This window comes from Cupriavidus sp. 05N38 (genome assembly GCF_056397345.1).
In genome coordinates this window covers 1-24,249 of the sequence record NZ_JBFTNF010000070.1, presented here as the reverse complement: position 1 = coordinate 24,249, position 24,249 = coordinate 1, and the positions used below count along the sequence as shown (strand labels likewise).

At 61.6% G+C, this 24,249-nt stretch carries 22 protein-coding genes; 11 read left to right on the top strand and 11 right to left on the bottom strand.

What is annotated here, in order from left to right; genetic code table 11:
• Positions 1–5 precede the first annotated feature (5 nt).
• Positions 6–614, bottom strand: a complete 609-nt coding sequence (locus AC1DK4_RS34145) for an HAD family hydrolase (protein WP_441623315.1) — start codon at positions 612–614, stop codon at positions 6–8.
• Between the two features lie 126 nt (positions 615–740).
• On the opposite strand from AC1DK4_RS34145, the gene AC1DK4_RS34140 reads away from it, so the two are divergent.
• On the top strand, positions 741–1,739 hold the full coding sequence (locus tag AC1DK4_RS34140; protein WP_477132060.1) for a LysR family transcriptional regulator: 999 nt from the start codon (positions 741–743) through the stop codon (positions 1,737–1,739).
• Positions 1,740–1,799: 60 nt separating this feature from the next.
• Here AC1DK4_RS34140 and AC1DK4_RS34135 read toward each other — a convergent pair whose 3' ends face one another.
• The 5 genes from AC1DK4_RS34135 to AC1DK4_RS34115 form a co-directional block, all read right to left on the bottom strand.
• Complete coding sequence (locus AC1DK4_RS34135; protein WP_441623311.1) at positions 1,800–2,720, bottom strand: HpcH/HpaI aldolase/citrate lyase family protein; 921 nt, start codon at positions 2,718–2,720, stop codon at positions 1,800–1,802.
• Between the two features lie 42 nt (positions 2,721–2,762).
• Positions 2,763–3,389, bottom strand: coding sequence for an RraA family protein (locus AC1DK4_RS34130; protein ID WP_441623309.1), 627 nt, complete (start codon positions 3,387–3,389; stop codon positions 2,763–2,765).
• Between the two features lie 22 nt (positions 3,390–3,411).
• Positions 3,412–4,662 carry an MFS transporter gene (locus AC1DK4_RS34125; RefSeq protein ID WP_441623307.1) on the bottom strand — a complete coding sequence of 417 codons (1,251 nt, stop codon included), beginning with the start codon at positions 4,660–4,662 and terminating at the stop codon, positions 3,412–3,414.
• A complete protein-coding gene (locus tag AC1DK4_RS34120) occupies positions 4,584–4,763 on the bottom strand; it encodes a hypothetical protein (RefSeq protein WP_441623305.1) in 180 nt (59 codons plus the stop codon). The genes AC1DK4_RS34125 and AC1DK4_RS34120 overlap by 79 nt, the downstream gene beginning before the upstream one ends.
• Positions 4,764–5,059: 296 nt before the next feature.
• Complete coding sequence (locus AC1DK4_RS34115; protein ID WP_441623303.1) at positions 5,060–5,857, bottom strand: FadR/GntR family transcriptional regulator; 798 nt, start codon at positions 5,855–5,857, stop codon at positions 5,060–5,062.
• Between the two features lie 386 nt (positions 5,858–6,243).
• Between AC1DK4_RS34115 and gabT the strand changes: the two genes are divergently transcribed.
• The 5 genes from gabT (at position 6,244) to AC1DK4_RS34090 (ending at position 12,250) form a co-directional block, all read left to right on the top strand.
• On the top strand, positions 6,244–7,506 hold the full coding sequence (gene gabT, locus AC1DK4_RS34110) for a 4-aminobutyrate--2-oxoglutarate transaminase (RefSeq protein ID WP_441623301.1): 1,263 nt from the start codon (positions 6,244–6,246) through the stop codon (positions 7,504–7,506).
• Complete coding sequence (locus tag AC1DK4_RS34105; RefSeq protein WP_441623300.1) at positions 7,475–7,627, top strand: aldehyde dehydrogenase family protein; 153 nt, start codon at positions 7,475–7,477, stop codon at positions 7,625–7,627. Before gabT ends, AC1DK4_RS34105 begins: the two co-directional genes overlap by 32 nt.
• A gap of 90 nt (positions 7,628–7,717) precedes the next feature.
• Positions 7,718–9,445, top strand: coding sequence for a thiamine pyrophosphate-binding protein (locus AC1DK4_RS34100; protein ID WP_441623298.1), 1,728 nt, complete (start codon positions 7,718–7,720; stop codon positions 9,443–9,445).
• Between the two features lie 28 nt (positions 9,446–9,473).
• The gene (locus AC1DK4_RS34095; protein ID WP_477132059.1) at positions 9,474–10,715 is read left to right on the top strand and encodes a Zn-dependent hydrolase; all 1,242 of its coding nucleotides are present in this window, start codon (positions 9,474–9,476) and stop codon (positions 10,713–10,715) included.
• Between the two features lie 35 nt (positions 10,716–10,750).
• The gene (locus AC1DK4_RS34090; RefSeq protein ID WP_441623295.1) at positions 10,751–12,250 is read left to right on the top strand and encodes an aldehyde dehydrogenase; all 1,500 of its coding nucleotides are present in this window, start codon (positions 10,751–10,753) and stop codon (positions 12,248–12,250) included.
• 648 nt (positions 12,251–12,898) lie between these two features.
• Here the strand turns inward: AC1DK4_RS34090 and AC1DK4_RS34085 are convergent.
• Positions 12,899–13,834 (bottom strand): LysR substrate-binding domain-containing protein, encoded by a 936-nt coding sequence (locus tag AC1DK4_RS34085; protein ID WP_441623293.1) that lies wholly within the window; start codon positions 13,832–13,834, stop codon positions 12,899–12,901.
• A 202-nt stretch (positions 13,835–14,036) separates the two neighbouring features.
• Between AC1DK4_RS34085 and AC1DK4_RS34080 the strand changes: the two genes are divergently transcribed.
• The 4 genes from AC1DK4_RS34080 (at position 14,037) to AC1DK4_RS34065 (ending at position 18,751) form a co-directional block, all read left to right on the top strand.
• Positions 14,037–14,924, top strand: a complete 888-nt coding sequence (locus AC1DK4_RS34080) for an HTD2 family dehydratase (RefSeq protein ID WP_441623291.1) — start codon at positions 14,037–14,039, stop codon at positions 14,922–14,924.
• Complete coding sequence (locus tag AC1DK4_RS34075; protein ID WP_477132058.1) at positions 14,921–16,186, top strand: CaiB/BaiF CoA transferase family protein; 1,266 nt, start codon at positions 14,921–14,923, stop codon at positions 16,184–16,186. Before AC1DK4_RS34080 ends, AC1DK4_RS34075 begins: the two co-directional genes overlap by 4 nt.
• Positions 16,187–16,438: 252 nt before the next feature.
• Positions 16,439–17,419 carry a Bug family tripartite tricarboxylate transporter substrate binding protein gene (locus tag AC1DK4_RS34070; protein WP_441623287.1) on the top strand — a complete coding sequence of 327 codons (981 nt, stop codon included), beginning with the start codon at positions 16,439–16,441 and terminating at the stop codon, positions 17,417–17,419.
• Between the two features lie 291 nt (positions 17,420–17,710).
• Positions 17,711–18,751, top strand: a complete 1,041-nt coding sequence (locus AC1DK4_RS34065) for a porin (RefSeq protein WP_441623285.1) — start codon at positions 17,711–17,713, stop codon at positions 18,749–18,751.
• Between the two features lie 993 nt (positions 18,752–19,744).
• Here the strand turns inward: AC1DK4_RS34065 and AC1DK4_RS34060 are convergent.
• The 4 genes from AC1DK4_RS34060 to AC1DK4_RS34045 form a co-directional block, all read right to left on the bottom strand.
• Positions 19,745–20,005, bottom strand: coding sequence for an XRE family transcriptional regulator (locus tag AC1DK4_RS34060; RefSeq protein WP_441623283.1), 261 nt, complete (start codon positions 20,003–20,005; stop codon positions 19,745–19,747).
• A 738-nt stretch (positions 20,006–20,743) separates the two neighbouring features.
• Positions 20,744–21,439, bottom strand: coding sequence for a nucleotidyl transferase AbiEii/AbiGii toxin family protein (locus AC1DK4_RS34055; protein WP_441623281.1), 696 nt, complete (start codon positions 21,437–21,439; stop codon positions 20,744–20,746).
• A complete protein-coding gene (locus tag AC1DK4_RS34050) occupies positions 21,436–21,939 on the bottom strand; it encodes a helix-turn-helix transcriptional regulator (RefSeq protein WP_441623280.1) in 504 nt (167 codons plus the stop codon). The genes AC1DK4_RS34055 and AC1DK4_RS34050 overlap by 4 nt, the downstream gene beginning before the upstream one ends.
• Before the next feature lie 680 nt (positions 21,940–22,619).
• Positions 22,620–22,916 (bottom strand): hypothetical protein, encoded by a 297-nt coding sequence (locus AC1DK4_RS34045; protein WP_441623278.1) that lies wholly within the window; start codon positions 22,914–22,916, stop codon positions 22,620–22,622.
• Between the two features lie 551 nt (positions 22,917–23,467).
• Between AC1DK4_RS34045 and AC1DK4_RS34040 the strand changes: the two genes are divergently transcribed.
• Positions 23,468–23,698: an IS1096 element passenger TnpR family protein gene (locus AC1DK4_RS34040; protein WP_441623276.1), complete on the top strand. Its 231-nt coding sequence runs from the start codon at positions 23,468–23,470 to the stop codon at positions 23,696–23,698.
• Positions 23,699–24,249 lie beyond the last annotated feature (551 nt).

Genomic DNA, 24,249 nt, shown 5'->3' with positions numbered 1-24,249 from the left:
ACGATCTAGCTCACTGCCGGCACAGCTGTGGCGCGGCAAGCGCTATGGGAAGGGGACAGGCCATTCGCGATCAACTCCAGCGTGTGGAAGTCCGGCCAGACCGCGCCGGTGGAGTTCGGAAGCGTTGTCCCCTCATATTGCGGCACGTCGCTGCCTTCCGGCTGTACGGCAGCGGTATGCATCCCAATGGATTTGGCGGCGCGCAGGCTGCTTTGCGTGGCGCAGATCAGCAACGCGCGGTGCGCCGGCACGCCTGTTGTGCGCAGTATCAGCCTGTAGAGATCAGCTTCTGTCTCTCTGGAGGATAGGGCGTCGGCAGTGGCGACCACGGTGAAACGATCGGGCCAGTCCGGTCCGATGGCGGCGTCGAGCAGCCCACACAGTATCCGCGACGAGATGGGGGCCGCGAGTGCCAGTCGAGCACCATCCATCTCAGCGCTATGCATGAGTGCTGCTGCCTGGGCGCGGATGCGGATGCCACAGCCGTCGCGATAGGTCGCTTGTTGCGAGTGAGCGGAGCCGCCTTTTTGCGAAGCGTTATCAATACCGTACCTTAGTTCGTCCGCCCGGATGAGCACATCGTCCAGGGTAAGCACTAGCAATTCAAGCGACATCTTCCGTCCCCTATGCACTGCGTTTTTCGATACGCGGACGCGATTGCGTTTCCGGTCAGAGCACTATAAGGTAGCCGCTTCATATTGAAAAATTAGTTTATAAAACCGACTGATAGGTTTTCTACTATGAATAGAACCACCACTTTTCGGCAGCTCAACGCCATCGATGCCATTGCCCGCCTGGGTGGTGTATCTCGGGCAGCGGAGGAGCTGCACATCACGCAGCCCACGGTGTCGCTGCAGCTCAAGTTGCTGGAGGAGGCCATCGGGGCGCCACTGGTGCAGCGTGCGGGCCGGGGTATGCAACTCACGCCTGCGGGCGAGGTGATGGCCGGCTACGCCGGGCAGATACTGCGGCTCTGGCGCGACGCCACCGAGGAGGTGGCGGCGCTCAAGGGCAGTCTCGCGGGGACGCTCCGGGTGGGTGCCATCACGACTGYGGAATACCTGCTGCCATCGATGCTGGTGGCATTCACGGCGGACAGCCCAGATGTCAAGATCAAGCTTCATGTCGGCAATCGCGAGGAGATCGTCCGCATGCTCGCGATGCATGAGATCGACCTCGCCATCATTGGCCGGCCACCCACGGATATCCGCACTCATGCGACCGCCTTTGCCAAGCATCCGATGGCGTTTATCGCGGCACCGGACCATCCGCTGATGTCGCGCCGCCATCTCACCCTGCAAGATCTGGTAGAGGAGAATTTGCTGGTGCGCGAACGCGGCTCGGGGACGCGCAACACCGTGGAGCGTCTTTTCAAGGAGGCGGGTCTGCGGCTGCCTCGGGGTTCCGAGCTTTCCAGCAACGCGGCCATCAAGCGGATGGTGTCTGCGGGCCTGGGCGTAGCGTTTCTATCTCTGCACGCGTGCACACTGGAGTTCCAGGCAGGGCTGATCGGACTTCTGCCGCTGCAAGGCAATCCCATCGAGCGCGACTGGTATGTGTTGAACCTGCCGGGTGTACGCCTGCCGCGCGTGGCGGTTGCCTTCCGGGCCTATCTGGTGGAGCAGGGCCAGGCGGAGATCAACCGGCAACTGGAGTCATTCGACGTGATATTGCGCCGGCTGCATGCGCGCGCGCGGCGCATGCGCAAGGCAACGCCCATAGCGGGCGAGTCTGCCTGAACGGCTGGTGGGAAGGGGCGCGCCGGGATGCATCTTGTCCCTGCCGTGCTCCCGGCGGCGCTAGGAGGAAGCCGTTTCGCCGCTGTCCAGCGCCCATTGCCGGAAACTGGCGTCGCGCGCCAATAGCCTGCGCGCGGTGTTGTAGTCTGGCGGGTCCACCCGCGCGCCCTCGGCGGGCCGACCATCGCGAACCGCCTCGTACCTGCGGACATTATCCTGCGCTTGCACGACCTGTTGCGCAGACGGTGTGAACGCCGCGTGGATGGCGGCGATTTGATGCGGATACACGGTGCATTTTGCCTTGAGCCCAATCCGGCGGGCCCAGGCCAGGTCGGCCGACAGCGCGGTGGGATCCTGGTAGTTGAACGGGCAGTCGATCGGCACGCAGCCTGCGGCAATGCAATCGACCAGGAAGCGCGCGCGGATATGGTGCAACTCGATGCCGTCCTGGGCGCGTACCGCATCCAGATCCGCGCTCAGGTCCTCGGCCGCCAGCAGGCAGGCGCTGATCCGCTTGCTGGCCGACAGGATAGCGGCGGCGCAGACGATGCCGCGCGCGGATTCCAGTGTCGGTACGATCTCCGTTTGCCGGGGCGCTACGCCGAATTCGCGCTCCAACCTGGTGATTTCCTGGTCAAGTAACTCGATCTGCTCCGCCGTTTCCGTGTGGGGAAGGAAGATGGCGGCGGGCGCGCCTGGCATGACGCTGCGCAGGTCGTCCCGTCCATCGCCATCGAGCTTGTTGATGCGCACGGCACCGACGATACCGCGCGCGCGGCATTCGGCCATCAAGGCAACGATCCGCGCGCGCGCTGCGGGGCGGTCTGCAGGGCTGGTGAATTCTTCGAGGTCGGCGACCACCACATCGGGGCCGCTCTCCATCGCGGTGTGCTGAAGTACCGGGTCCAGGCCCGGCACGAAGATCCAGCTGCGCCGCAGCGCTGCCGGTCGCGTCGCCACACGTTGGGGCTGGGTGCTCATGAGGAATCTCGCATTCTGTATTGCATTGAGATCGGGCGGCAATCAGGCGCCCTGGAACAGTACGGTAGCAGCGGCCTCACCCGCCCGCAGGCGCGCCAGGATGGCGGGCTCGGCTTCATCGGACGCCAGTGCCTGGTCAATGATGCCGGCGGCCACATCCGAGGCCAGGAATACCACGCCGTTGTCGTCCGCCAGGACGAAGTCGCCGGGATTGACGGTGACACCGCCACAGATCACCGGCTCGTTGACGGCGCTGCGGCCTTCATCGATCCGCTTCGTGGTGAGGGCGCTGGTGCCCCGCGCGAACACCGGTATCCCCATCGCACGCAGTTCCAGGATATCTGTTGTCACGCCATCCACCACGATGCCTTTGGCGCCCGCGCACAATGCGGCGGTGCCGGTAACCGCGCCAACCGGCGCGTGGGCGTGATCGCCGCAGGCGTCGATCACCAGTACGTCGCCGGGCGCGAGGCGGGCCAGCGCGCGGTTCACGGCAATGGCATTGGGTGTGGCCAGGCGCAGGGTGACGGCACGGCCAACAAACTTCACATTGGGCGTGAGCGCCCGGATTTCGTGGCTCGCAAAGCCATCTTCAAGGAAGTGCCCGAGTGTGGGAAAGCTTACGCGTTCAAGCCGGCTCAGTAGCGCGACGTCGAGGTTGATTTGCATGGTATCGGTCCGGCAATGCGGTTCAGGACAGCGAGGTCTTGGCATCCATCGGGGAGGCCGGGGCAGACGCCTCCTTCCTCAGTGTCTCGGCAAGCAGTAGCAGCGCCACGGCGGAAATCAGCGCGGACCCGATCATGTACCACGCCACCGACGAGCCGCGGCCCGTGGCGGACAGCAGCGCCGTTGTGATGATCGGCGTGGCCGCGCTGCCCAGCAGACCGGACAGCATGTAGCTGATCGACAGGCCGGAGTAACGCACCTTGGTGCCGAACAACTCGGCCAGGAAGGTCGCGATGGGACCGTAGTTGGCGGCGAAAGCGGCCATCATCAGCAGGTAGCCAAACAAGGCGAAGGCAAACACCTTGGTGTCGAGCAGCCAGAACAGCGGGAAGGCGAGTAGTGCCTCGGCAAGTATCCCGCCAATGATCACGGGCTTGCGGCCGATCTTGTCGGAGAGCAGGCCGAACAGAGGCAGCAGCACCACGCAAAGCGCGCACGCGATCAGTGCGATCGATAGCATCTGGTTGCGCGAGAAACCCAGCGTCTGGGTGCCGTAGGTGAGGCCAAAGGCGACGATCAGGTTGAAAGCCGTGCCGGTGGACATGGTAGCAATGCCGCCCAGCAGGACCTGCTTCCACGATTTGGTCAGAACTTCGGCCAGGGGAATCTTGACTTGTGCGGCACTGGCCTTGACCTTGCTGAACGACGGCGTCTCGGAGGTATTCAGTCGAATGTACATGCCCACGCCGACCAGCAATACGCTGGCCAGGAATGGGATGCGCCAGCCCCAGGACAACAGGGCCTCATTGGACATCACCGTATTGCTGAGCAGAAATGCCAGGTTGGCAATTAGCGTGCCGGCAGGGACGCCGATCTGCACCCATGAGCCATAGAGCCCGCGCCGGTTGGCCGGTGCATGTTCCACCGCCATCAACACTGCGCCGCCCCACTCACCCCCCAGCGCAAGGCCTTGGATGACGCGCAGGGTCAGCAGGAGAATGGGCGCCCAGATACCGATCGAGTGGTAGTCCGGCAGCAGGCCGATGGCGAACGTGGCCGTGCCCATCATGATGAGCGAGACCAGCAGCATGGACTTGCGGCCCACCTTGTCGCCGAAATGCCCAAACAGCGCGGCGCCGACCATGCGGGCTATATAGGCCGAGGCAAAGGTCCCGAAGGCCAGCAACGTTCCGGTCAGCGGGTCGAAGGCGGGGAAGAAGACCTTGTTAAAGACCAGGGCCGAAGCCGTGGCGAAATAAACAGGTCGTACCACTCGACCGTCGTGCCGATGACGCTGGCGGCGGCGATCTTTTTCATATTGCGGGGTGGCTGACCGGTTTCCGGCGAGATGATGGGGGCGTTGTCGGTGTTCATGTGGCTTCCTGAATGGCGCGCAAAGGCGTTTTCGACCGGGTGGTCAGACCAATATATCGTAGACGACCAGAAAAACCAGGGTAATAGGTAGTTTCTCTAGGTCTGGTGGGCGGGTGGTCCGGCCTGTTTGGTCGTCTGATGTACCGTTTTCCCGAACACGCAATCTGTGTGCCAGCCAAAAAAGTACTTTATTGGACTCTTTTAAACCAAGTTGATGCGCATGCGTGGTGCGCGTGGAGGCTGGCGGGAGCGGGGGATGGTCAGGTTTGCCCTGGATGGGTGCGAAGGGTAGGGGGTTATGACCCGGCTGGCCCCGGGTCCGGCAGGTCTATTCGGCAATATGCTCGATCTCTTTCCGAGAGGCGGGAGACGATTGCCAGCAGGTGGAAAGCCATGGCATGGCGTGCCCGTATGGGGTCGCGGGCCACGATGGCGGTTACGATCCGGTCGTGTTCACCTACCGCAGCGCGCCAGGCCGATGCGTCCACAAAGTGCTTATCCAGGCGCTTGTATAGCGGGCTGACTTCGCAAAGATCCCAGACATGCGTGACGACTGATGCCAGGGCGGCATTTCCGCAGGCATCGGCGATGGCTTCGTGGAAAGCCCGGTCGTGGGCGAAGTCGTCGGCTTCCGGAGATTGATCGGGATTCATCTGCCGGTGCGCTTCTTCGATGGCGGCGATCTGCTCTGGCGTGCCGTGCTGGGCCGCCAGGGCGGCACACTCCGGTTCGAACAGGGTGCGTGTTTCCAGCAACTCAAACGGACTGGCTTCCAGCGCGGCTCCAAGGCGGCTGTCGATTTCCGTGCTGGCGTCCGATGCTGGCTCGGTGCCATTCGCGGTGTTCACCCCGGTCTCCTTGGGTTCCAGCACGAAGACGCCGCTACCGACGCGCACTTCGATATAGCCGCCGATTTCAAGGGCGATCAGCGCTTCGCGCAGCGTCGAGCGCGCGACGTTGAGCTGCTCGGCGAGCTCGCGCTCGGCCGGCAGGCGCTCACCCGGGGCAAATTCGCCGGCACTGATTTTCCTGGCAATCTGGTCTGCGATCAGCCGGTAGAGGCGCTGAGCTGAAACTGCTTGAAGGGATGACATTGGAATGGGTGCCACGGTGGAATTGACTGATGGTCTGATCAATACCCAAAACCGGCCCTCAATTCAAGGGGTGTCATGGAAGTCCCTCCAGTTTTCGACGATTGTCGAATCGTTGGTCCGGCCAATATGGTCCCAATAAAAAGTGACTCATAGGACTTATTTTTGTTCCGTGTTCATCGATGTGAGGGTAATTTCCCTTTGATTGGACGGACCACCGGGTCAAATATCAGAATTGATTTGGCGTTTCCGAAAGAAAAACATAGAATTGGTCCGGCCATCAGTCTACCGGTAGGGTCGCAGGATGCAATGCGACGCCGGGAACACCTCTAACAAGACTAGACGGGTCGAAGACCCCGGATACAACGCCAAACCAAAGGAGCAATGTCATGAAGAACGCAGACCTGGTCCGCCGCAAGGATGCCGCCACCCCCCGCGGCGTCGGTGTGATGTGCAATTTCTACGCCGAGCGCGCCAAGAATGCGGAGCTTTGGGATGTGGAGGGCAATCGCTATATCGACTTTGCGGCGGGCATCGCGGTGCTCAACACCGGCCACCGTCACCCGCGCCTGATCCAGGCCATGCAGGAGCAGATGGAGCGCTTCACCCACACGGCCTACCAGATCGTGCCCTACGCCAGCTATATCGAGCTGGCCGAGAAAATCAATGCCCGCGTGCCCGGCGCATTCGCCAAGAAGACCGCCTTTTTTACCACGGGCGCCGAAGCCGTCGAGAACGCCATCAAGATCGCCCGCGCCGCCACCGGCCGTCCTGGCGTGATTGCCTTTTCGGGCGGTTTCCACGGCCGCACCATGATGGGCATGGCCTTGACCGGCAAGGTCGTGCCTTACAAAGTCGGCTTCGGACCCTTCCCGTCAGATGTGTTCCACGCGCCGTACCCGTATGCCTTGCACGGCGTAAGCGTCGAGGACTCGATCAACGCGCTGCAGCAGTTGTTCAAGGCCGACATCGACCCGAAGCGCGTCGCAGCCCTCATTTTCGAACCCGTGCAGGGCGAGGGCGGATTCAATGTCGCGCCCGCGGAATTTGTGCGCGCCCTGCGCGCCATCTGCGACGAGCACGGCATCCTGTTGATTGCCGACGAGGTGCAGACCGGCTTTGGCCGCACCGGCAAGCTCTTCGCCATGGAGCACTACGACGCGGTGCCCGACTTGACCACCATGGCCAAGAGCCTGGCTGGCGGCATGCCCTTGTCGGCCGTTTGCGGCCGGGCCGAGATCATGGACGCGCCGGCCCCCGGCGGCCTGGGCGGTACCTATGCCGGCAATCCGCTGGCGGTGGCGTCCGCGCTGGCGGTGCTGGACGTGCTGGAAAGCGAAAAGCTGATCGCGCGCGGTGCGGCGCTTGGCCGCAAGTTGCAGGACAAGCTCGATGCTCTGAAGTCACGCGTGCCGGAGATCAGCGAAGTGCGTGGCATTGGCGCCATGATCGCCGTGGAGTTCCGGAAGCGCGACGGCAGTCCGAATCCGGAGTTTTCCAAGCTGGTGCAGGCCCGCGCCATGGAGAAGGGGTTGCTGCTCCTGTCTTGCGGCGTCCACGGCAATGTCGTTCGCTTCCTGTTTCCGTTGACGATTTCCGACGAAGTGATGGACGAAGGCCTTGAAATCCTGGCTGGCGCACTGCTTCAGTAAGCCGCGAAAAAGGCCGTTCGGCGGCGTCAAGCAGTCCGGGCTTGGCCGCGAAGGCTCGAAGTACGGCATCGAGGACTACCTCGAAATCCAGTACCTGTGCATGGGCGGCCTGGATCGCTGAGTCGTCCGGCAAGTCGCCGCATACAGAAAATTCAACGAGCCCGGTCGCCGTTAATTCAGCGGCGGCCGGGAAAGCAACGGAACCAATGACATGAGCAACCAATCTCCTCGCACTTCACAGGCCCTGCCTGAGCGCAATGGCGGTCAGATCCTGATTGACCAACTGATTATCCAGGGCGTAAAGCGCGTCTTTCTGGTGCCGGGAGAAAGCTATCTGCCTTGCATCGACGCGCTGTACGACCATCAGGACAAGATCCAGCCCATCGTCTGCCGGCAGGAGAGCGGAGCAGGCTATATGGCGGAGTCCCATGGCAAACTCACCGGCGAGCCTGGCATCTGCTTTGTGACGCGCGGCCCGGGCGCCACGAACGCCAGCATCGCGGTGCACACGGCGTACCAGGATTCGACGCCCATGATCCTGTTCGTTGGCCAGGTCGGAAATGACTTCTACGAGCGCGAAGCATTCCAGGAGATCGACTACCGCCGCATGTTCGGGGAGATGACCAAATGGGTGGCGCAGATCGATCGCACCGATCGCATTCCCGAATTCATCGCGCGCGCGTTTGCGGTGGCCACCAGCGGCCGGCCTGGCCCGGTCGTGCTGGCGCTGCCAGAGGACACACTATGGGGCAAGGCCAGGGTCGCCGACGTCCCGCGCTATCGCCGTGCGTACAGCGCGCCCACGCCGGATGCCATCGCGTCGCTGGCCGAGTTGGTCGAGCAGGCCGAGCGGCCGTTCCTGTTGATCGGCGGCTCCGGCTGGACGCCGGAAGCCGCCCGACAGATGGAGGGGTTTGCCGAGCGCTTTGCGTTGCCGGTCGGGGTTGCGTGGCGCCGCCTGGAGTGCTTCGATAACCATCATCCCAATTTCGCCGGCCACGTGGGCTGGGCGATGCCGGATTCGCTGCGCCAGCGCGTACTGGAGAGTGACCTGCTGATCGCCGTAGGCACCCGCATGGGCGAGGCAACCAGCGAGGGGTATACGGTGGTGGAAAGCCCGCTGCCGAAGCAGCGCCTGATCCATGTGTACCCGGACGCCAACGAGCTTGGCCGCGTGTTCCATCCGACGCTGCCCATTGCCGCCGATGTCGTGTCGTTTGCCGCCGCGGTGAGCCAGCTATCGCCAACGGCCGCGCGCGGTGCGCGCAATGCCGGCCATGAATCGCATCAGGCGTATCTGTCGGAGCAAGAACCCAAGGCCGCGCCCGGCGCGCTCAACCTCAATGTCGCTGCTTGCCACGTGCGCGACAACGTGCCAGAAGACACCTGCATCACCGTGGGCGCTGGCAACTACGCGCTGTACCCGCATGCCTACTACCGCTTCAAGGGCGTCGGCACCAGCCTGGCGCCGACCGTGGGATCGATGGGCTACGGCCTGCCCGCCGCCATTGCCGCCAAGCTCGAGAACCCCGATCGCACCGTGATCTGCTACGCGGGCGATGGTTGCTTCCAGATGAACCTGCAGGAGCTCGGCGTGGCCATGCAGTATCGCGTCGGGATCGTCGTGCTGGTGTTCAACAACGGCATCTGGGGCACTATCCGCGCCCACCAGGAGCGCGAGTTCCCTGGCCGCACCGTGGCGCTGGGCTTCGACAATCCGGAATTCAGCGAACTGATTCGCGCTTATCGCGGCTATGGCGAGATCGTTGCAAGCGATGAAGAGTTCGGTCCCGCGTTCGCGCGTGCGCTGGCGTTCGCCAATAGCCAGCAATTGCCGGCATTGCTCGAGCTGCGCTATGACGCCGACGGCATTGCGCCCGGCATGACACTGTCGCAGATCCGCTCGGAAGCCTTCGCCCGGCAATCCGACGCCAAGTAATGGCCACGACCGTGCAAGGAGAAATGAGATGACCGCACTCGCAATCAATGGCGACCGCTTGTGGCAATCGTTGATGGACCTCGCGGCGATCGGCGCCACGCCCAAGGGCGGCAACGCGCGCCTGGCGCTCACTGCGCTTGACGGGCAGGGTCGCGACCTGGTGACCGGATGGATGCGCGATGCCGGCCTCAGCGTGACGGTCGACAAGGTTGGCAATATCTTTGGCCGCCGCGCCGGACGCAACGACGCGCTGGCTCCGGTCATGACCGGCAGCCATATCGACACGCAGCCCACCGGCGGCAAGTTCGACGGGTGCTACGGCGTGCTGGCGGGGCTGGAGGTCATGCGCACCCTCAACGACCACGGCATCACCACCGAAGCGCCGCTAGAGGTGGCGATCTGGACCAATRAAGAGGGCTCCCGGTTTGTCCCGGTAATGATGGGTTCCGGCGTGTTCGCCGGCGTCTTTCCGCTGGAGATCGCACTGTCGGCCACCGATACCGACGGCAAGCGCGTGGCGGACGAACTGGCGTCGATCGGCTACGCCGGCGATGCGGAAGTCGGCCGCCAGATTGGCGCATACTTCGAAGCGCATATCGAGCAAGGCCCCGTGCTGGAAGCGGAAGACAAGGTGATCGGCGTAGTGACCGGATCGCTCGGCCTGCGCTGGTATGACGTCACCGTGACCGGCATGGAGGCGCACGCCGGCCCCACGCCGATGCCTCTGCGCAAGGACGCGCTCTACGGCGCCACCTTCCTGATGCAGGAAGTGATTCGCATCGCCAACGACTTCGCGCCGCACGGGCGCGGTACCGTGGGCGTGGTCAATGTGCATCCGTCGTCGCGCAATGTCATCCCCGGGGCCGTGAAGTTCACGGTCGACCTGCGCCACCTCGATCCTGCGCGGCTTGCCGAGATGGATGCACGGCTTCGCGCCGCCTGTGCCGCCGTGGCGGAAGGCACCACCACCGGCGCGGCCCTCGATGTGGCCGTGGAAGACGTGCAGTACTTCGCGCCCACGCCGTTCGCGCAGGAACTGATCGGCCATGTGCGCGAGCAGGCGGCCGCCAGGGGCTACAGCCACCAGGACATCGTTACGGGCGCCGGCCATGACGCCGTCTACATCGCCGGCATCGCGCCCACCGCGATGATCTTCGTGCCCTGCAAGGACGGCATCAGCCACAACGAGATCGAAGACGCCAAGCCGGAGCACCTGGAGGCCGGGGCCAATGTACTGCTCGGCGCCATGGTGGCACAGGCTAACGCCTGAGCTTGCCGATTCCCAATGAATGCAAGGAACCCACGATGAACAATCTGCGAGATCTCGCCCATTGGCGCAAGCAGGCGGAAGCGGTGCCGATCCGTTCGCAAGCCTATATCGACGGCTGCTGGGTTGACGCCGCCGATGGTGCCACCTTCGAGACCCTCAACCCCGCTACCGGCAAGGTGCTCGCCACGGTTGCTGCCTGCGGCGCCGAGGATGTCGACCGCGCCGTGCGTGCCGCGCGCAAAGCGTTTCGGTCCGGCGTCTGGTCGGACTTGCCGCGCAGCGTCCGGAAGGCGGCCCTGCTCAGGCTATCGCAGCTGATCGACGCGCACCGCGAAGAACTGGCGCTGCTGGAAACGCTCGACATGGGCAAGCCCATTGCCGAGACGCTGCAATACGACATTCCCGAGGCCGCTCGCACCTATGCCTGGTACGGCGAAGCCATCGACAAGATATACGACGAGATCGCGCCTACCGGTCCGAGCGTGCTGGCCACCATCACGCGCGAGCCGTTGGGCGTGGTCGCGGCGGTGGTGCCCTGGAACTATCCGCTGCTGATGGCCAGCTGGAAGGTGGCGCCTGCGTTGGCCGCAGGTAACAGTGTGGTGCTGAAGCCGGCGGAGCAATCGCCGCTGACCGCGTTACGGCTGGCGGAACTTGCCGAGCAGGCCGGCATTCCGGCAGGTGTCTTCAATGTGGTCCCGGGTCTTGGCGCTGCCGCCGGGCAGGCATTGGGCCGCCATCCGGATGTGGATTGCATTGCCTTTACCGGTTCCACCGCAACCGGCAAGCGCTTCATGGAGTATTCGGGGCAGTCCAATCTCAAGCGCGTGTGGCTAGAGTGCGGCGGCAAGTCGCCGCACATCGTCTTTGACGACTGTCCGGACCTGGACCGTGCCGCGCAGGCCGCCGCCATTGGCATTTTCAGCAACCAGGGCGAGATCTGCATCGCCGGTTCCCGCCTGTATGTGCAAGGCGGCATCTATGATGCGTTCATGGAGAAGCTGGAAGCGCATGCCGCGCGCATGCAGCCGGGCGATCCGCTGGACCCTGCTACTGCAATGGGCGCCATCGTCGACGGCGCGCAGTTGCAGCGGGTGATGTCCTACGTGAAGAGCGGCGAGGACGAAGGTGCCCGCCTGCGCGCCGGTGGCAAACGTGCGCATGCAGATAGCGGCGGCTTCTATATGCAGCCAACCATCTTCGAGTGCCCGACGCAGTCGCTCACTATCGTGCGCGAGGAAATCTTCGGCCCGGTGCTGGCAGTGACCCGGTTCGATACGGAAGACGAGGCCATCCGCATGGCCAACGATTCGCCCTATGGCTTGGGCTCGGGGCTCTGGACATCCAATCTGGCCCGCGCCCACCGCGTATCGCGCAAGCTGCAGGCGGGGCTGGTATGGGTCAACTGCTATATGGACAGCGATGTGACGGTGCCGTTCGGCGGCGTGAAGCAGTCCGGCTCGGGACGGGACAAGTCCTTGCATGCGCTGGACAAGTACACCGATCTGAAGACGACGTGGATTAGCCTGGAGTGACGATAGAACCAGCAGACCGGACACATCGAGGAAATCATGGCGCAGATTATTCAGTTGAACGCGGTCAACGCTCAGTGACCTGCAGCCGCTAGCCGGTTGTGCGTTACGAGCATGCGCGTCGAGCGACTTGCTCCGAGAAGCTCTGGTGTATTGAGCTGCCCAGCCACCACGTGGCAGGCAGCCGTCGCGGCAGAGTGGATGGCGCCGGCTGGGAAATGCTGTTCGTGGCCGTGGATGACCACGAACAGCGTCGCTTTCACGGCCATGCATCCGGACGAGCCGCGACCGCTACCTGATCCGACGCCTCCTTCGCGGGCGACGATTCGCACCATTCACCGCAGCCATGCCAAGCACTTCCATCAGAATCAGGTGCAGCGCCACAGAATAGGTAGCAAGAATCGAAGTACTTCCGACGCCTTCTGGCTGCCTTCCCCCGGATCCTGGCGCTTCGTTTCGTGTGTTCAATGTCGCCGCTCATCCGGCGGCCCGCGCGGCGTCTAGCACGGCTTCGATGAAGCCCGCCGGGCCGCACGCATAGAGATGCTTTGACGACAAGGGCGAGCCGGAAAAGGACGCCAGGTCCGCGCGATCATCCGCTAGCAGGGTGCGAAAAGCGCAGGGTGCTAGCGAGAGTGCCGGCGCCATCCATCAGCTCGGTTGCGCGGCATTGAGCAAGGCCTCCTCGATTGCCGCCGGCGTGAGGTCAGGTGCCAATTTCCCGACGAACTCGTACAAATGGCGTGGCCAGTAGGCGCCTCGCCTGGCGAGCGCATAGACGGTGCTAGTGGGAAACAGGTGGTCTACGGGGCTTGCATCCAGCTTGCGATCATGTGAGCGGGAGTACGCAACGAGCGGGATGATAGCCAGCCCCACGCCAGAGGCGGCGTAATTCTTCATAATCTCGACATCGGCCCCGCGCACAGCAATCTTGGGCATCAGGTCGGCATCCTCGAAGGCTTCGTGGACGCGTCGGCCAATGGCGTGCTGCTCGCTGTAGGTAATCAGCGGATAACGAGCGATGGCCTCAAGCGTTAGCGGCTGGGCATCGAACACCGGATGGCCACGTTCCCCAATCAGAACATGCGCGAGTTCGTAGCAAGGAATGGCTGCGAGCGTCGGTTGCAGGAACTGAGGCGCGGTGGAAAGCCCGAGGTTCACCTCGCCGGTGGCCACCAAGTGTGCAATTTCCGATGGGGAAGCCTGTACCAGATGTAGCCCCACGCTGGGGTAGCGCTTGGAGAACGAGGGCACGATGTCCTGCAGCACATAGCGGGCATGGGTATGCGTGGTGGCGATGGCCAGGCGGCCATTCGCCTCCCGTCGGTGATCCGCAACGATGTGGGCAATGTCCTCCGTTGCGGCCAACATGCTGCGCATGCATTGCAGCGTCCGTTCTCCAACGTCAGTAAGGCCGAAGATGCGGCTCTTGGAGCGGATTAGCAGCGCTGCCCCAAGGCTTTCCTCCAGCAGTGCGATCTGCTTGCTGACCGCTGACTGGGTCGTATGAAGTTCCCGGGCGGCCCGTGACACGTTCATATCGTAGTCCACGACGGCGCAGAAAGCCCTTACTTGCTGCAGTTTCATGATGCTTCCTTGCTAGGAACAGCGCTCACCCTGGCTGCCCGTGGCGAGTCTCTTCCCATGGTGCGTTCTTGAGGCGGGGCCCCGAACCGCCGGTGCCAACACGACTATTCCAGTTTGGAATCCTAATCTGAAATTTACCATTTCTTGGAAACGTCCCGGGAAACTACCATGGCGGCATGGAAAACCCAAGCGAGACAACAGCATGACCTCCAGCATTACGCCGGCATCCCTCGACGCGCTGCAATCCTGGATCGGCCGCAGCGAGACGGCAACCGACGTCGTTACGGTGCCCTTGGCCGAGCGCTTGATGGCCACCCTTGAGTCCCCTCGCAGCACTTCCTTCGCGCAAGGTGTTGAATTTCCCCAGATGTGGTACAGCGTGCTTTTCCCGCGCGTCGTGTCGCGGTCTCAGCTGGGCCGGGACGGCCATCCCGCGCCAGGCGATTTTCTGCCCCCAGTACCGCTGCCAAAGCGCATGTTCGCGGGCAAGCGAATCCAGTTCCTCGCTCCCATACGGATCGGCGACGAACTCACTCGGACGTCCGCCATCGCCTCCGTCACGCCCAAGCAAGGCAGTTCCGGACTGTTGGTCTTCGTGACGGTGCGCCACACCGTCAGCAACGCAGTTGGTAATGTGGTAGTCGAAGAGCAGGATATCGTCTATCGAAACAACGCTCTGGGTGAGGCCAGTGGCCCGGTCAACGCATCGCCGAAAGCTCCTTTCGAAGCGACACATCGATCCATCACCATTGTGGCGGACGCCGTAACGCTCTTCCGCTATAGCGCCCTCTGCTTCAACGGCCATCGCATTCACTATGACTATCCGTACGCCACGGAGGTAGAAGGCTATCCTCGCTTGGTCGTCAACGGAGGCCTCTCCGCGCTTTTCGCCGCCGAGCACGTCCACCATGCCTGGGGTGGAGTGCGCCTGGCAGGCATCACGACGCGCAACACGGCGCCGTTGTTTGAGGGTGAATCATTTCAGGTCGAGAGCCGCACCGGTGACAATCCCGGCGAAATTGCGTTCCGAGTCGTGACAGAAACGGGGAAAACGACGCTGCAAGGCTCCGGCATGCAGGAGGTGGCATGAACGCGTCCACTCCGCAAGAAGCCGCCGCCGCAGGCGAAGGTGTTGCCCCTCTGGGTGGCCTGCGCATCGTCGACCTGACGCAAGTCGTGGTCGGACCCTATGCAACCCAGTTCCTCGCTGACTTTGGCGCGGAAGTCATCAAGGTTGAGCATCCATCTGGCGACCTCGCCCGCTGGATAGGAGGGGGCTCGCCGACGCCAGGCATGGCCGCCAAATACTTGCACCTGAATCGCAACAAGAAGAGCCTGGCGCTGGACCTGAAAAAGCCGGGCGCTCTTGACGCCCTCAAAAAGCTGATCGCCACCGCGGATGTGGTTGTGCATAACATGAGGCCGGCTGCCGCCGCGCGCCTTGGGCTGTCGGCTGAGGATCTGTTCAGAATCAAGCCCGACCTCATCTATTGCAGCGTGGTGGGCTTCGGCCAGCAGGGGCGCTATCGCGACAAGCCGGCCTACGACTCTATTATTCAGGGAGCCTCCGGCCTGGCTGCCATCAACAACGGCGGCGACGGACAGCCTCGCTTCGTGCCGATGGTCATTGCCGACCGTACCGTCGGTGTGATGGTCGCCAACTGCRTCCTGATGGCAGTGGTGCAGAGACTGCGCCACGGCGGGCCGCAGGCTATCGAAGTTCCCATGTTCGAGTGCATGACCGCATTTGTGCTGGCCGAGCACTTGTTCTTGAAGACTTTTGACCCACCCCTTGGCGACACCGGGGACTCGCGACTACTTGACCCCAACTCCCGGCCAGTTCCAACTGCTGATGGCTATATCTGCGTGACGGCCAATACCGACGCACAAGTCTTCGCCATGTTCGAGGCCATAGGACGCCCCGAACTGCGCACTGACGCGCGCTTTGCCGAAAAGCGGGCACGCTTCGAGAACATCGGGGAGATGTTCCGTATCCGTAACGAGGCATTTGCGGCACGAACCACAAGAGAGTGGCTTGAAATCTTAGAAGCAGCAGACATTCCCGCAGCTCCATTGCACACGCTCGACTCAGTGCTGGAGGACCCGCACCTGGCCGAGACGGGCTTCTTCCAGAAGGTCGAACATCCTACCGAGGGGACGATTACCAATCTGCGAAATCCGATTCGTTTCTCGAGCTACGAACCGACTCTCAATTGGCCGGCGCCGCATATCGGAGAACATAGCGTTGAGTTGCTGCGCAGCATCGGGGTTGCCGAGCGGGATATCGACAACTTGCTGACCATCGGCGCAACCGTACACCGCACTACGGCCATCGAGGAGCAGGCACGATGACAGGCATGGCTGAACGCACTAAGCAGCGTGCATTGCCCGTCTGGCGCTCGCTACTCTATGTCCCGGCGCATCGTTCCAACTGGACGGACGCATGATTGACCTTCCTATCATCGAACGGGCCCGTCGACTGCTTGAGCGGCAGCGGCACATCGAGTTTCGCGGCACGCGTTCCTGAGCCCTTGTAGGGCAGGATCGATTGCCCGCCGCCCATTTGCCAATCAATTCGAGCATCAGTCGAGGAGACTTTATCCAATGTTCAAGAAAGCTGCATTTGCGTTGACACTCAGTTGTGTCGCGGTAGTCCCTGGGGTGCTTTACGCCGCAGACAAGTATCCATCGCGTCCCGTCACGTTGGTCGTGCCATTCACGCCCGGTGGTAGCACCGATATCATTGCGCGTGTCATGGGCAAGCAGCTGAGCATCGCGCTCGGCCAGCCCGTAGTAGTGGAAAACAAGCCCGGGGCAGGGGGTGTTGTCGGCACCCAATACGCGAAGCTGCAACCGGCAGACGGGTACACGCTCATTCTGGGCGCAGTCGGGACATTTGGCGCCAATACGACCCTATACCGGCGCTTGCCCTACGACCCGGTGAAGGATTTCGCGCCTATCTCGTTGGTAGCGAGCGTGCCCAACGTCCTGGCAGTCAATCCCGAAAAGCTCGACGTGAAAACCGTGGATGGTCTGATACAAGCCCTTCGCGCCAAGCCCAATGGCTACGATTATGCATCGGCGGGAAATGGCAGCGCTGCGCATCTTGCCACCGAGTACTTCAAGCTGAGGGCGAATGTGCAGATCCAGCACGTGCCTTACAAGGGCACCGCTCCGGCGCTGAGTGACTTGGTCGCAGGCATGACGTCGCTAGCGCTGACGGGCTATCCACCTCTTTCCCCCTTCCTGAAGGCAGGCCGTCTGCGTCCCATCGCCGTTGCTTCGGCGAAGCGATTGCCACAGCTACCCAACGTGCCGACCATCAGTGAGACCAAAGGCTTTGAGGGATTCGTCGCGGATCAGTGGTATGGACTGCTGACGGTCGCCGGGACGCCCCGGCCAATCGTGGACAGGCTCAACAAAGAAGTGGTGGCCGCCTTGAAGAATCCCGAGACGCTTGAACTGTTCCGCAAAGAAGGGCTTGAGCCGATGTCCAACACGCCCGAGCAGTTCGCGGCGTACATCAAGGACCAGATTCAACTTTGGCGAGGCGTCGTCCACAAGGCGAACATCACCATCGATTGAGGGCGGTCAGCTCTCAACTCTCCGAAGATCTCCCGCTTTACAGCGGCTCCATCTGAAGCTGCTGAGCAGCTTTCGATGTCAATCGCTTTGGTACCGAGACAAGTCCGGTAACCAGACGGCTACTTTTCGTTGGGAATATCCATCTGTATCGGTTTTTGCCTCCATCGATACGAGGCAGCGGCTTCTTGCGCCCATGTTTTTCATGCGACATGTCCATATCAGAGTTTCGCGGCTACGTCGCGGCAAATCAGCGAGCTCGAAAATCCACAAGAAAAGAGGAGAACAGATTCAATGCAGCGAAAGATCGCCCTTTGCCTCACGATGTTCGCCACTGCCGCACAGGCGCAGGCCCAGTCAACTTCCAGTGTGACGTTGTATGGCGTCATGGATACCATGGTGCGCTACTCCAACAATAATGCTGGCGGTGGGAATCTCGCCGAACTTGCGAGCGGCTATTACAACGGTTCACGCTGGGGCATGCGCGGAACTGAGGAGCTCGGGGGTGGCTTGTCTGCGCTGTTCAATCTGGAAAGCGGGTTTGATCCAACAACGGGTATGGGGTCGCAAGCCACGAAGACGGCCAGCTACGGGGAACAATCCACGAACGGGCAGCCTCGCCTGTTCGGGCGCGCTGCCTTCGTTGGGCTGAACAAGGTCGGCTTTGGCAGACTCACCTTTGGGCGCCAGTTCACCACCGCGTACGACGCGACAAGCCGCTTCCAGCCGAACGGGCACCCGAACCTGGACGCCGTTACGATTCTCAACGGCTACACGGGCCCACGGCAAGACAATATGGCCAAGTACTTTGGCCAGTGGGGGGCATTCTCGGCAGGTGCGCACTACACCTTCGGGGAGGTGCCGGGCCAGACAAAGCGTAGTTCCAGCTATGGTGTCTCGGTGGGATACACAGACAGCCGCGTCGACGTCGGCGCGTTCTGGCAGCAGGCTAATGCACTGACCACTCCGGAATCTCGCAAGGTCTGGGGTCTCGGCGGAAACTACCAGGCAGGCATCGTCAAGCTGACCTTCGGCTATCTCAACAATCGCTTCGATGTCAGCCCGACGCGCAATGATGTCTTCACCGGCGGCTTCGCCATCGATGCAACCTCTGCACTCACGCTGTCTGTCGCGGCGCACTATGACAGGCAGCAGAATGCCGACGGCAGCCGGATTATGGTGAACGGGGTCGCAGACTACGCCTTATCAAAGCGGACGGACGTCTATGCGGAGGTCGACTTTAATCGAATCAACGGCGGCTACACGCTACCGACATTCATGGGTGAAAAAGGAAGCAAGGTGGGTGGTGGTATCGGGCTTCGGCATCGATTCTGACGCGCAGTATTGACGATGGTTGACGTCCAGTCGGCCCTAAAGGAACGGGAGGGCGTCTAATGGGCTATGGGCAGGGTGCTTATCCGGGACGAGGCACCGTCATGCCGGCTGCGCGTTGCCTAATTGAAGCCGCTAAAATGCCCGGGCGGTCTCTGCCAGGGCTTTTTAACGGCTTCCTGTAACACCAGCCACAACCGACCGCCTCTGAAGACCCGAGCCAGCAGCCAGCAGCCAGCAGCCAGCAGCCAGCATGTCGGCATGTCGGCTGGCGCCTCAGCCGCCCTATCCTCGCAGCAAAACGCAATTAATCGCCTAGCGTCAAACTCCCACAACCCATGGAGCCAGCAAGCGACGAGGCCAATAGCGGCAATGAAATGTGGTCGATGCTGACTAAGCTCCGCATCTGCTCCCGGGAGGCCACGTTCGAACTTCCTCGGGGCAGTGGACATGTGGGCTGTGGCGCAGGTCTTCAAACTGCGCCACAAGTTGGCGCGGATTTAGCGCAGTATGAGGATCTACTTAAGTGACGCACGACGTACCTGGCGCGGCCAGAGTGCAGTTCATTCGTCGCTTGGCCTGGAGAGGAGGGTGACGCCGCACGCCAAAATTAAAAACGCGCTTAATCGCCAAGCTTGACCTACAACCGTGCAAATGTTGGCTGGCGTCAGGTCGGTTCCTCTTGGAGTAGAGGGCAGCCAGCACACGCAGCTTCCTGGCTTGCCTTTTCACGGGACGGGCCTCCATGGCGTCGGTTGCAAGGACGGCCAGGAAGCGTTCGTAGCAGAGGCCAAGTCCACAAGGGTGAGGAAGGCCAGTCGCTTACCCAATTGCAACGCGGCTTACAGGATCAGGCGGCAGGCCGACAGCGTTGCCGCACTGCCTGCATAGGGTGCAAGTCCCGGAGTGAGGGGAGCCAGGTCGTCCGCCGCGGCAATGCAGATACTAGATGCGCGATTGTCGCCGGTGCGGTCGGACAGCGGCTTGCGGAGGAAATCATTGCAAGGTGATGCTTAGCCTATCCAGCCACTTGTGCAGTTCGGCCACGCGGAAGGACTGGAACTTGCCGCAAAGTGCCAGGAGAAGATCCGATTGCGAGGTCTCGAGCAGGGTGGCGGCCTCCGACAACCGCATCCCACTGACCTGAATGCGGTCGGTGATGTCTTTCACGATGTTTGCCTTCAGCGGGATCTCTTCGGCGTCGGCGAAGCCAAGCTGCGCATAGACATTGCTGGTTCCATACTCGAAGCAAAACATGTGATCTCCTTTCATTCGCTAGACAACAACCCCTTTCTGCATCGTGCGTGGCGGTGGCTGAGGACGCGATTATTCAGCGAAGACAATGTCAACACAATCCCGGGGAAATACGGAGGCTGGTGTGACTAGCGGCCCACGTGGGCGGCGGCAGGCCAGGAGAGGTGGGACGCCGGGGGCGTCGCGCTGCCTCGGCAACTGTCAGAACGCAGGACGTTCCCTCGTACCCGCCACCGCAGCGGCGATGCGTTCCTCTTCACGCGCTATCGCGAGTGTTTCGCTGTAGCATCTCGATTCCGCCTACGTAACTGCCGAAGGCGCCTGTTGCACGTTCCTCTATCTCATCTGCCGACGTCAGTCCAACTGCAACGAGTGCGCGAATGTCTTCGCGATCGTTATCGGCGAGTCACGCGATTTTGCTGGCAGCGAGATCCACAGGGGAGAGCACGCGCACCTGTATCTGATCCAGGCTGAGGTCCACCGTCTTCCTGGTAGTCCTCGTGCATCAGCGCGAATGCCATCGCCAGAACACAAAAAACTACCGCATTGCCACTTAGTCAGTCCTCGCTTTGGCGCGGTCTTCAGGTCGAGGCCCATTGCTCGAATGGAGGTACAGGTAGGTGTACGTTCACCAAGCCTGAAGTTGTGCAGCAAGCTGTTGCACAATTGTGGTCAGTGCACTGACGTAGAAAGCGAGAGCGCCAAAACCGCCAGATTTCGCGCAAAAAGTACGGCTACCCCTTACGGGCGATATCGTTCCCGCGCCCTCTGCGGAGCGTCATCCGTTTCCTGCAGCGAATCGAGAAAATCCCGCGTCAGCGCGACACACTCATCAAAGCTGCGGTCGAAGCTGATCCGCTGGATCCTGGCGAACTGCTCGCGCATGATCGGCGGGCCCGCCTCGATTTGGCCCAGGAAGGCGGCTGCATGCCTCAGCAGAAACGGCGCGGCATGCGCGAGGGCTGTTGGTTCTTGCTCGACCACGACGGCCAGGTCGAAGAGATCCCGTGCGATGGCGCGGTCGCCCCGATGGTAGAGCTTCTTGGCAACGATTTCGGCTGCAGTCTCCACTTTGACTGGCTGCCCCATGATCTCCCAGATCTCGAATGGCTCGTCAGTCAGGTTGGGCGAGGCCACGACGTCGACTTCGCCGGCGTCAAGGACCAGCTTCACGAAGTTCCCCTGCTCCACATAGTCGCTCGTGATGCCCTCTGCAGTCTCGCTCAAACGGGGTGTCACGAACCCTAGATATTGCGGGTCCGGCACAAAGAGGTCGATATCGCGTGAAAAGCGATGGCGGTACCGGAGCATCAGGACCGTCCCGCCCCCGAAGGTCCAGAACGGCTCGATACCCCCGTGCTTCCTGACCTCCTCCATCAGCGTGAAGGCGTGAGGGAACAGGCTTTCCCAGGTGTCACCCTGGAGCTCAATCTTCATGCCCACAGCCCTCCGCGTGTCGCCGTCAATGACTGCGCGAGTCGTCTGAGGTTCTTCCAGATGTCGGCCGGTTTCCGGTGCTGCTTCGCCGCCACCTCGGCCACTACCTTGGTGACGAGTTGCAGTGGCGCCTCATCCAGGACCTGGGCTACTTGCGGTCGAAACTCCGCCGGCACCTCGCCAGTGGCCAGCGCCCATTCAAGCAGATCAGGCGTGAGCTCGCCGGCGTAACTGACGTTTGCGCCCTTCGCGGCCATCCATAGTGCGCGGGTCGGTGTGCCCCTGGCCTGGCGGCCGGCGTCGGGATCGTACACATCAAGCGCAAGGCCTAGGACGTCCATCAGCCGGCCCAGCGTTTCGAGCGTGGCGTTCACGGTTCCATGCTCAATGCCGTTTAGGGACTGGCGCGACAGTTTGGCCATATCCGCCAGTTGCTGCTGGGTCAGGCCGAGGGCGATCCGCTTGTGTTGAATCGTATTACCCAAGAGTGCAGGGTTCATGGCGAGAATCTCCGCTCGATGTGTCAAGTATAGACGACATAGACGGGGATATGGTTTCTTCGGCAATTGGGGGAATCGTCCTTTTCCTGCAGATTGATACGGTTGTGGTCAGCCCCGAGGGTGTGGGTTGCAGACCATTCGCCTGACCTTATTGCGGCCATCCGAGCACTTGTCGTACAGCTTTGTTCCGAACGACACTCCGAAAAGTGTAGATGTCGGCATTTGTGTATCGCTACGTTGGCAGGGAAGGGCAGCGCCAGCTCGAGGCGGCGGGTACAAACCTTTCGAATCTTGTGGAGGACGTGCGGCAGGAATTCGCTACCTGACCAACGCGCGTTATCCCATAGGACGGGTGGCAACGCTGCTGGGCTATTCACGCCAGTCGTCGTTTACGCAATGGTTCACTGCCCGATTTGGCACTCCGCCGCGTGCCTGGCGTGCCTCGCACGTGAAATGCAAATGTTCAGGTTTGTTTGATGCCTGCCCTTGGCCCGGGAATGGACGACCGCGGGCCGGACCTGCTTGTCTCTTCCCGGGGCTTCTTGCCGATAGCACATGGCTGACACGTTCAGCCGCGGGCATGGGAATCGAGAGTGCAAGCTAAGTTGTGATCGTGCTGGGCCGACTCGGTCGATGACGGCCTCCAACTCTGCGATCGATCGGGTCAGCACGCATTGCCGCTACTTAACGTGCAGGATCACGAGTCCCTCCGAGATCGTTGGGGCACTTGCGCCATTGCCAGTAGCGTTCTGTGCGATCCAATCCTTAGCCTTTTGGCTGCTTTCATCAACCCCCGTCTTGTCATTGCAAACGGTAACTGAGAAGCCAAATTCACCATCCTCGCTTCGGGCCAGTGTGTAGCTGACAAAGCCTTGGACCGAACGCATCAGTGATTCGATCTCAGGAGTGCGCCTCTCCAACAAATCGAAGAGTTCCTTAGCGCCTGCTCCCGAATATGCTCTTATTACGGTGTGCATGATATATCACTCACTTTGATGCCCTGGAGTTGGCGCGAATACGGTGCTGGGTGGAACCCTTAGTCGGTAGTCAATGCGACCAAGAGGTTCTTCTACGCCCGATTCATGTTGGCCAGTAGATGCCAGAAGGCTACTTTACATAGGGGCTGATTTGCATTCGGCCCCCATCAGGAACAACTTTGGCGGCGAATAGAAAAAATGCCAGTGATTTCTGGAGAATTTCCGTCTGTCCGCCAGCGGGCGAGGGAATTGAGGTCTATGAGTGACCTCCCGGGATAGTGCTGGCAGCGTTTGTCGACGGATGATCGGCGACCAAGTGCTGTACGGCCTCGGGATTGGCTATGTCGACGCACATCTGCCGGGCGCTACCCGGCTGACACCCGGCAGTGCTCCGTGGACGCGAGACCGGCGTTTGTTGGCAGTCGCCGATCGTCTGCGGCTGGCCGATCGGCCGCTCACTGGGGACACGCCCCCAAGCGGAGACCGCGCCAAAGCGGGGGCGGACGACCGGATCACTGTCAGGAGGCCAATGAGGCACCTACAATGCGCGCATGGCTTCCGATCCCGGGCCGGCGACCTCCGTCCTGCAACTTCGAATTGCTCTGCGTGGCCTGAGCCCGTCGGTTTGGCGACGCGTCCTCGTTCCCGAGCACTTGACGCGCGGGCAATTGCACAATGTGATCCAGGTCGTCATGGGCTGTGCCGACGAACGCACACGTTTAGCATTCGTGGCAGGCGTTACGGCGAAGCGCATGAAGGCATCCTGCAATTTTCCGCGGTAGCAAACGAGCTGACGCTGGCCGCGTTTAATCTGCGCGAGCACGAAGGCTTCGTCTTGCGACGTTGCGTGGCGGGTGGCGGCCCTTGCGCCGGGAGAGTTCGCGCATCCCGTGAGCGCGGGCGGCATGTTGGCACTGGGCTGCATCCTCATAAAGTGCAACAAGGAGCACTCATTGCACTGCGGCCGGCCCGATTGGCCGCGCCGTCAAAAATATTTTCCAAAAGGACTTGCCACTTCGATAAGCGCGCATTAATATTCGCTCCCTCGCAACGAAATGCGCTGCAGCAAAGCAGAGTAAAGCACAAGTTGTGGGGTAAAAAGAAAGGAAAAAAGCAATACGAATTCGTTCAGTGATGTTCGGGTTTAGTAGCCGGTTTTCTCTCGTTTTTATGTGCTGCAGACAAAGCAGCGACGCGGTAAGCAAAGCGAACCGCGGCAAGTTCTTTAACAAACAAACAACCGATAAGTGTGGGCGCTTGATAGCGGATGCCCGGTGCGCAAGCATCGGAGCTTACAAGTTATAAAGTGCTCGCACAGTAAAACAACATGTTC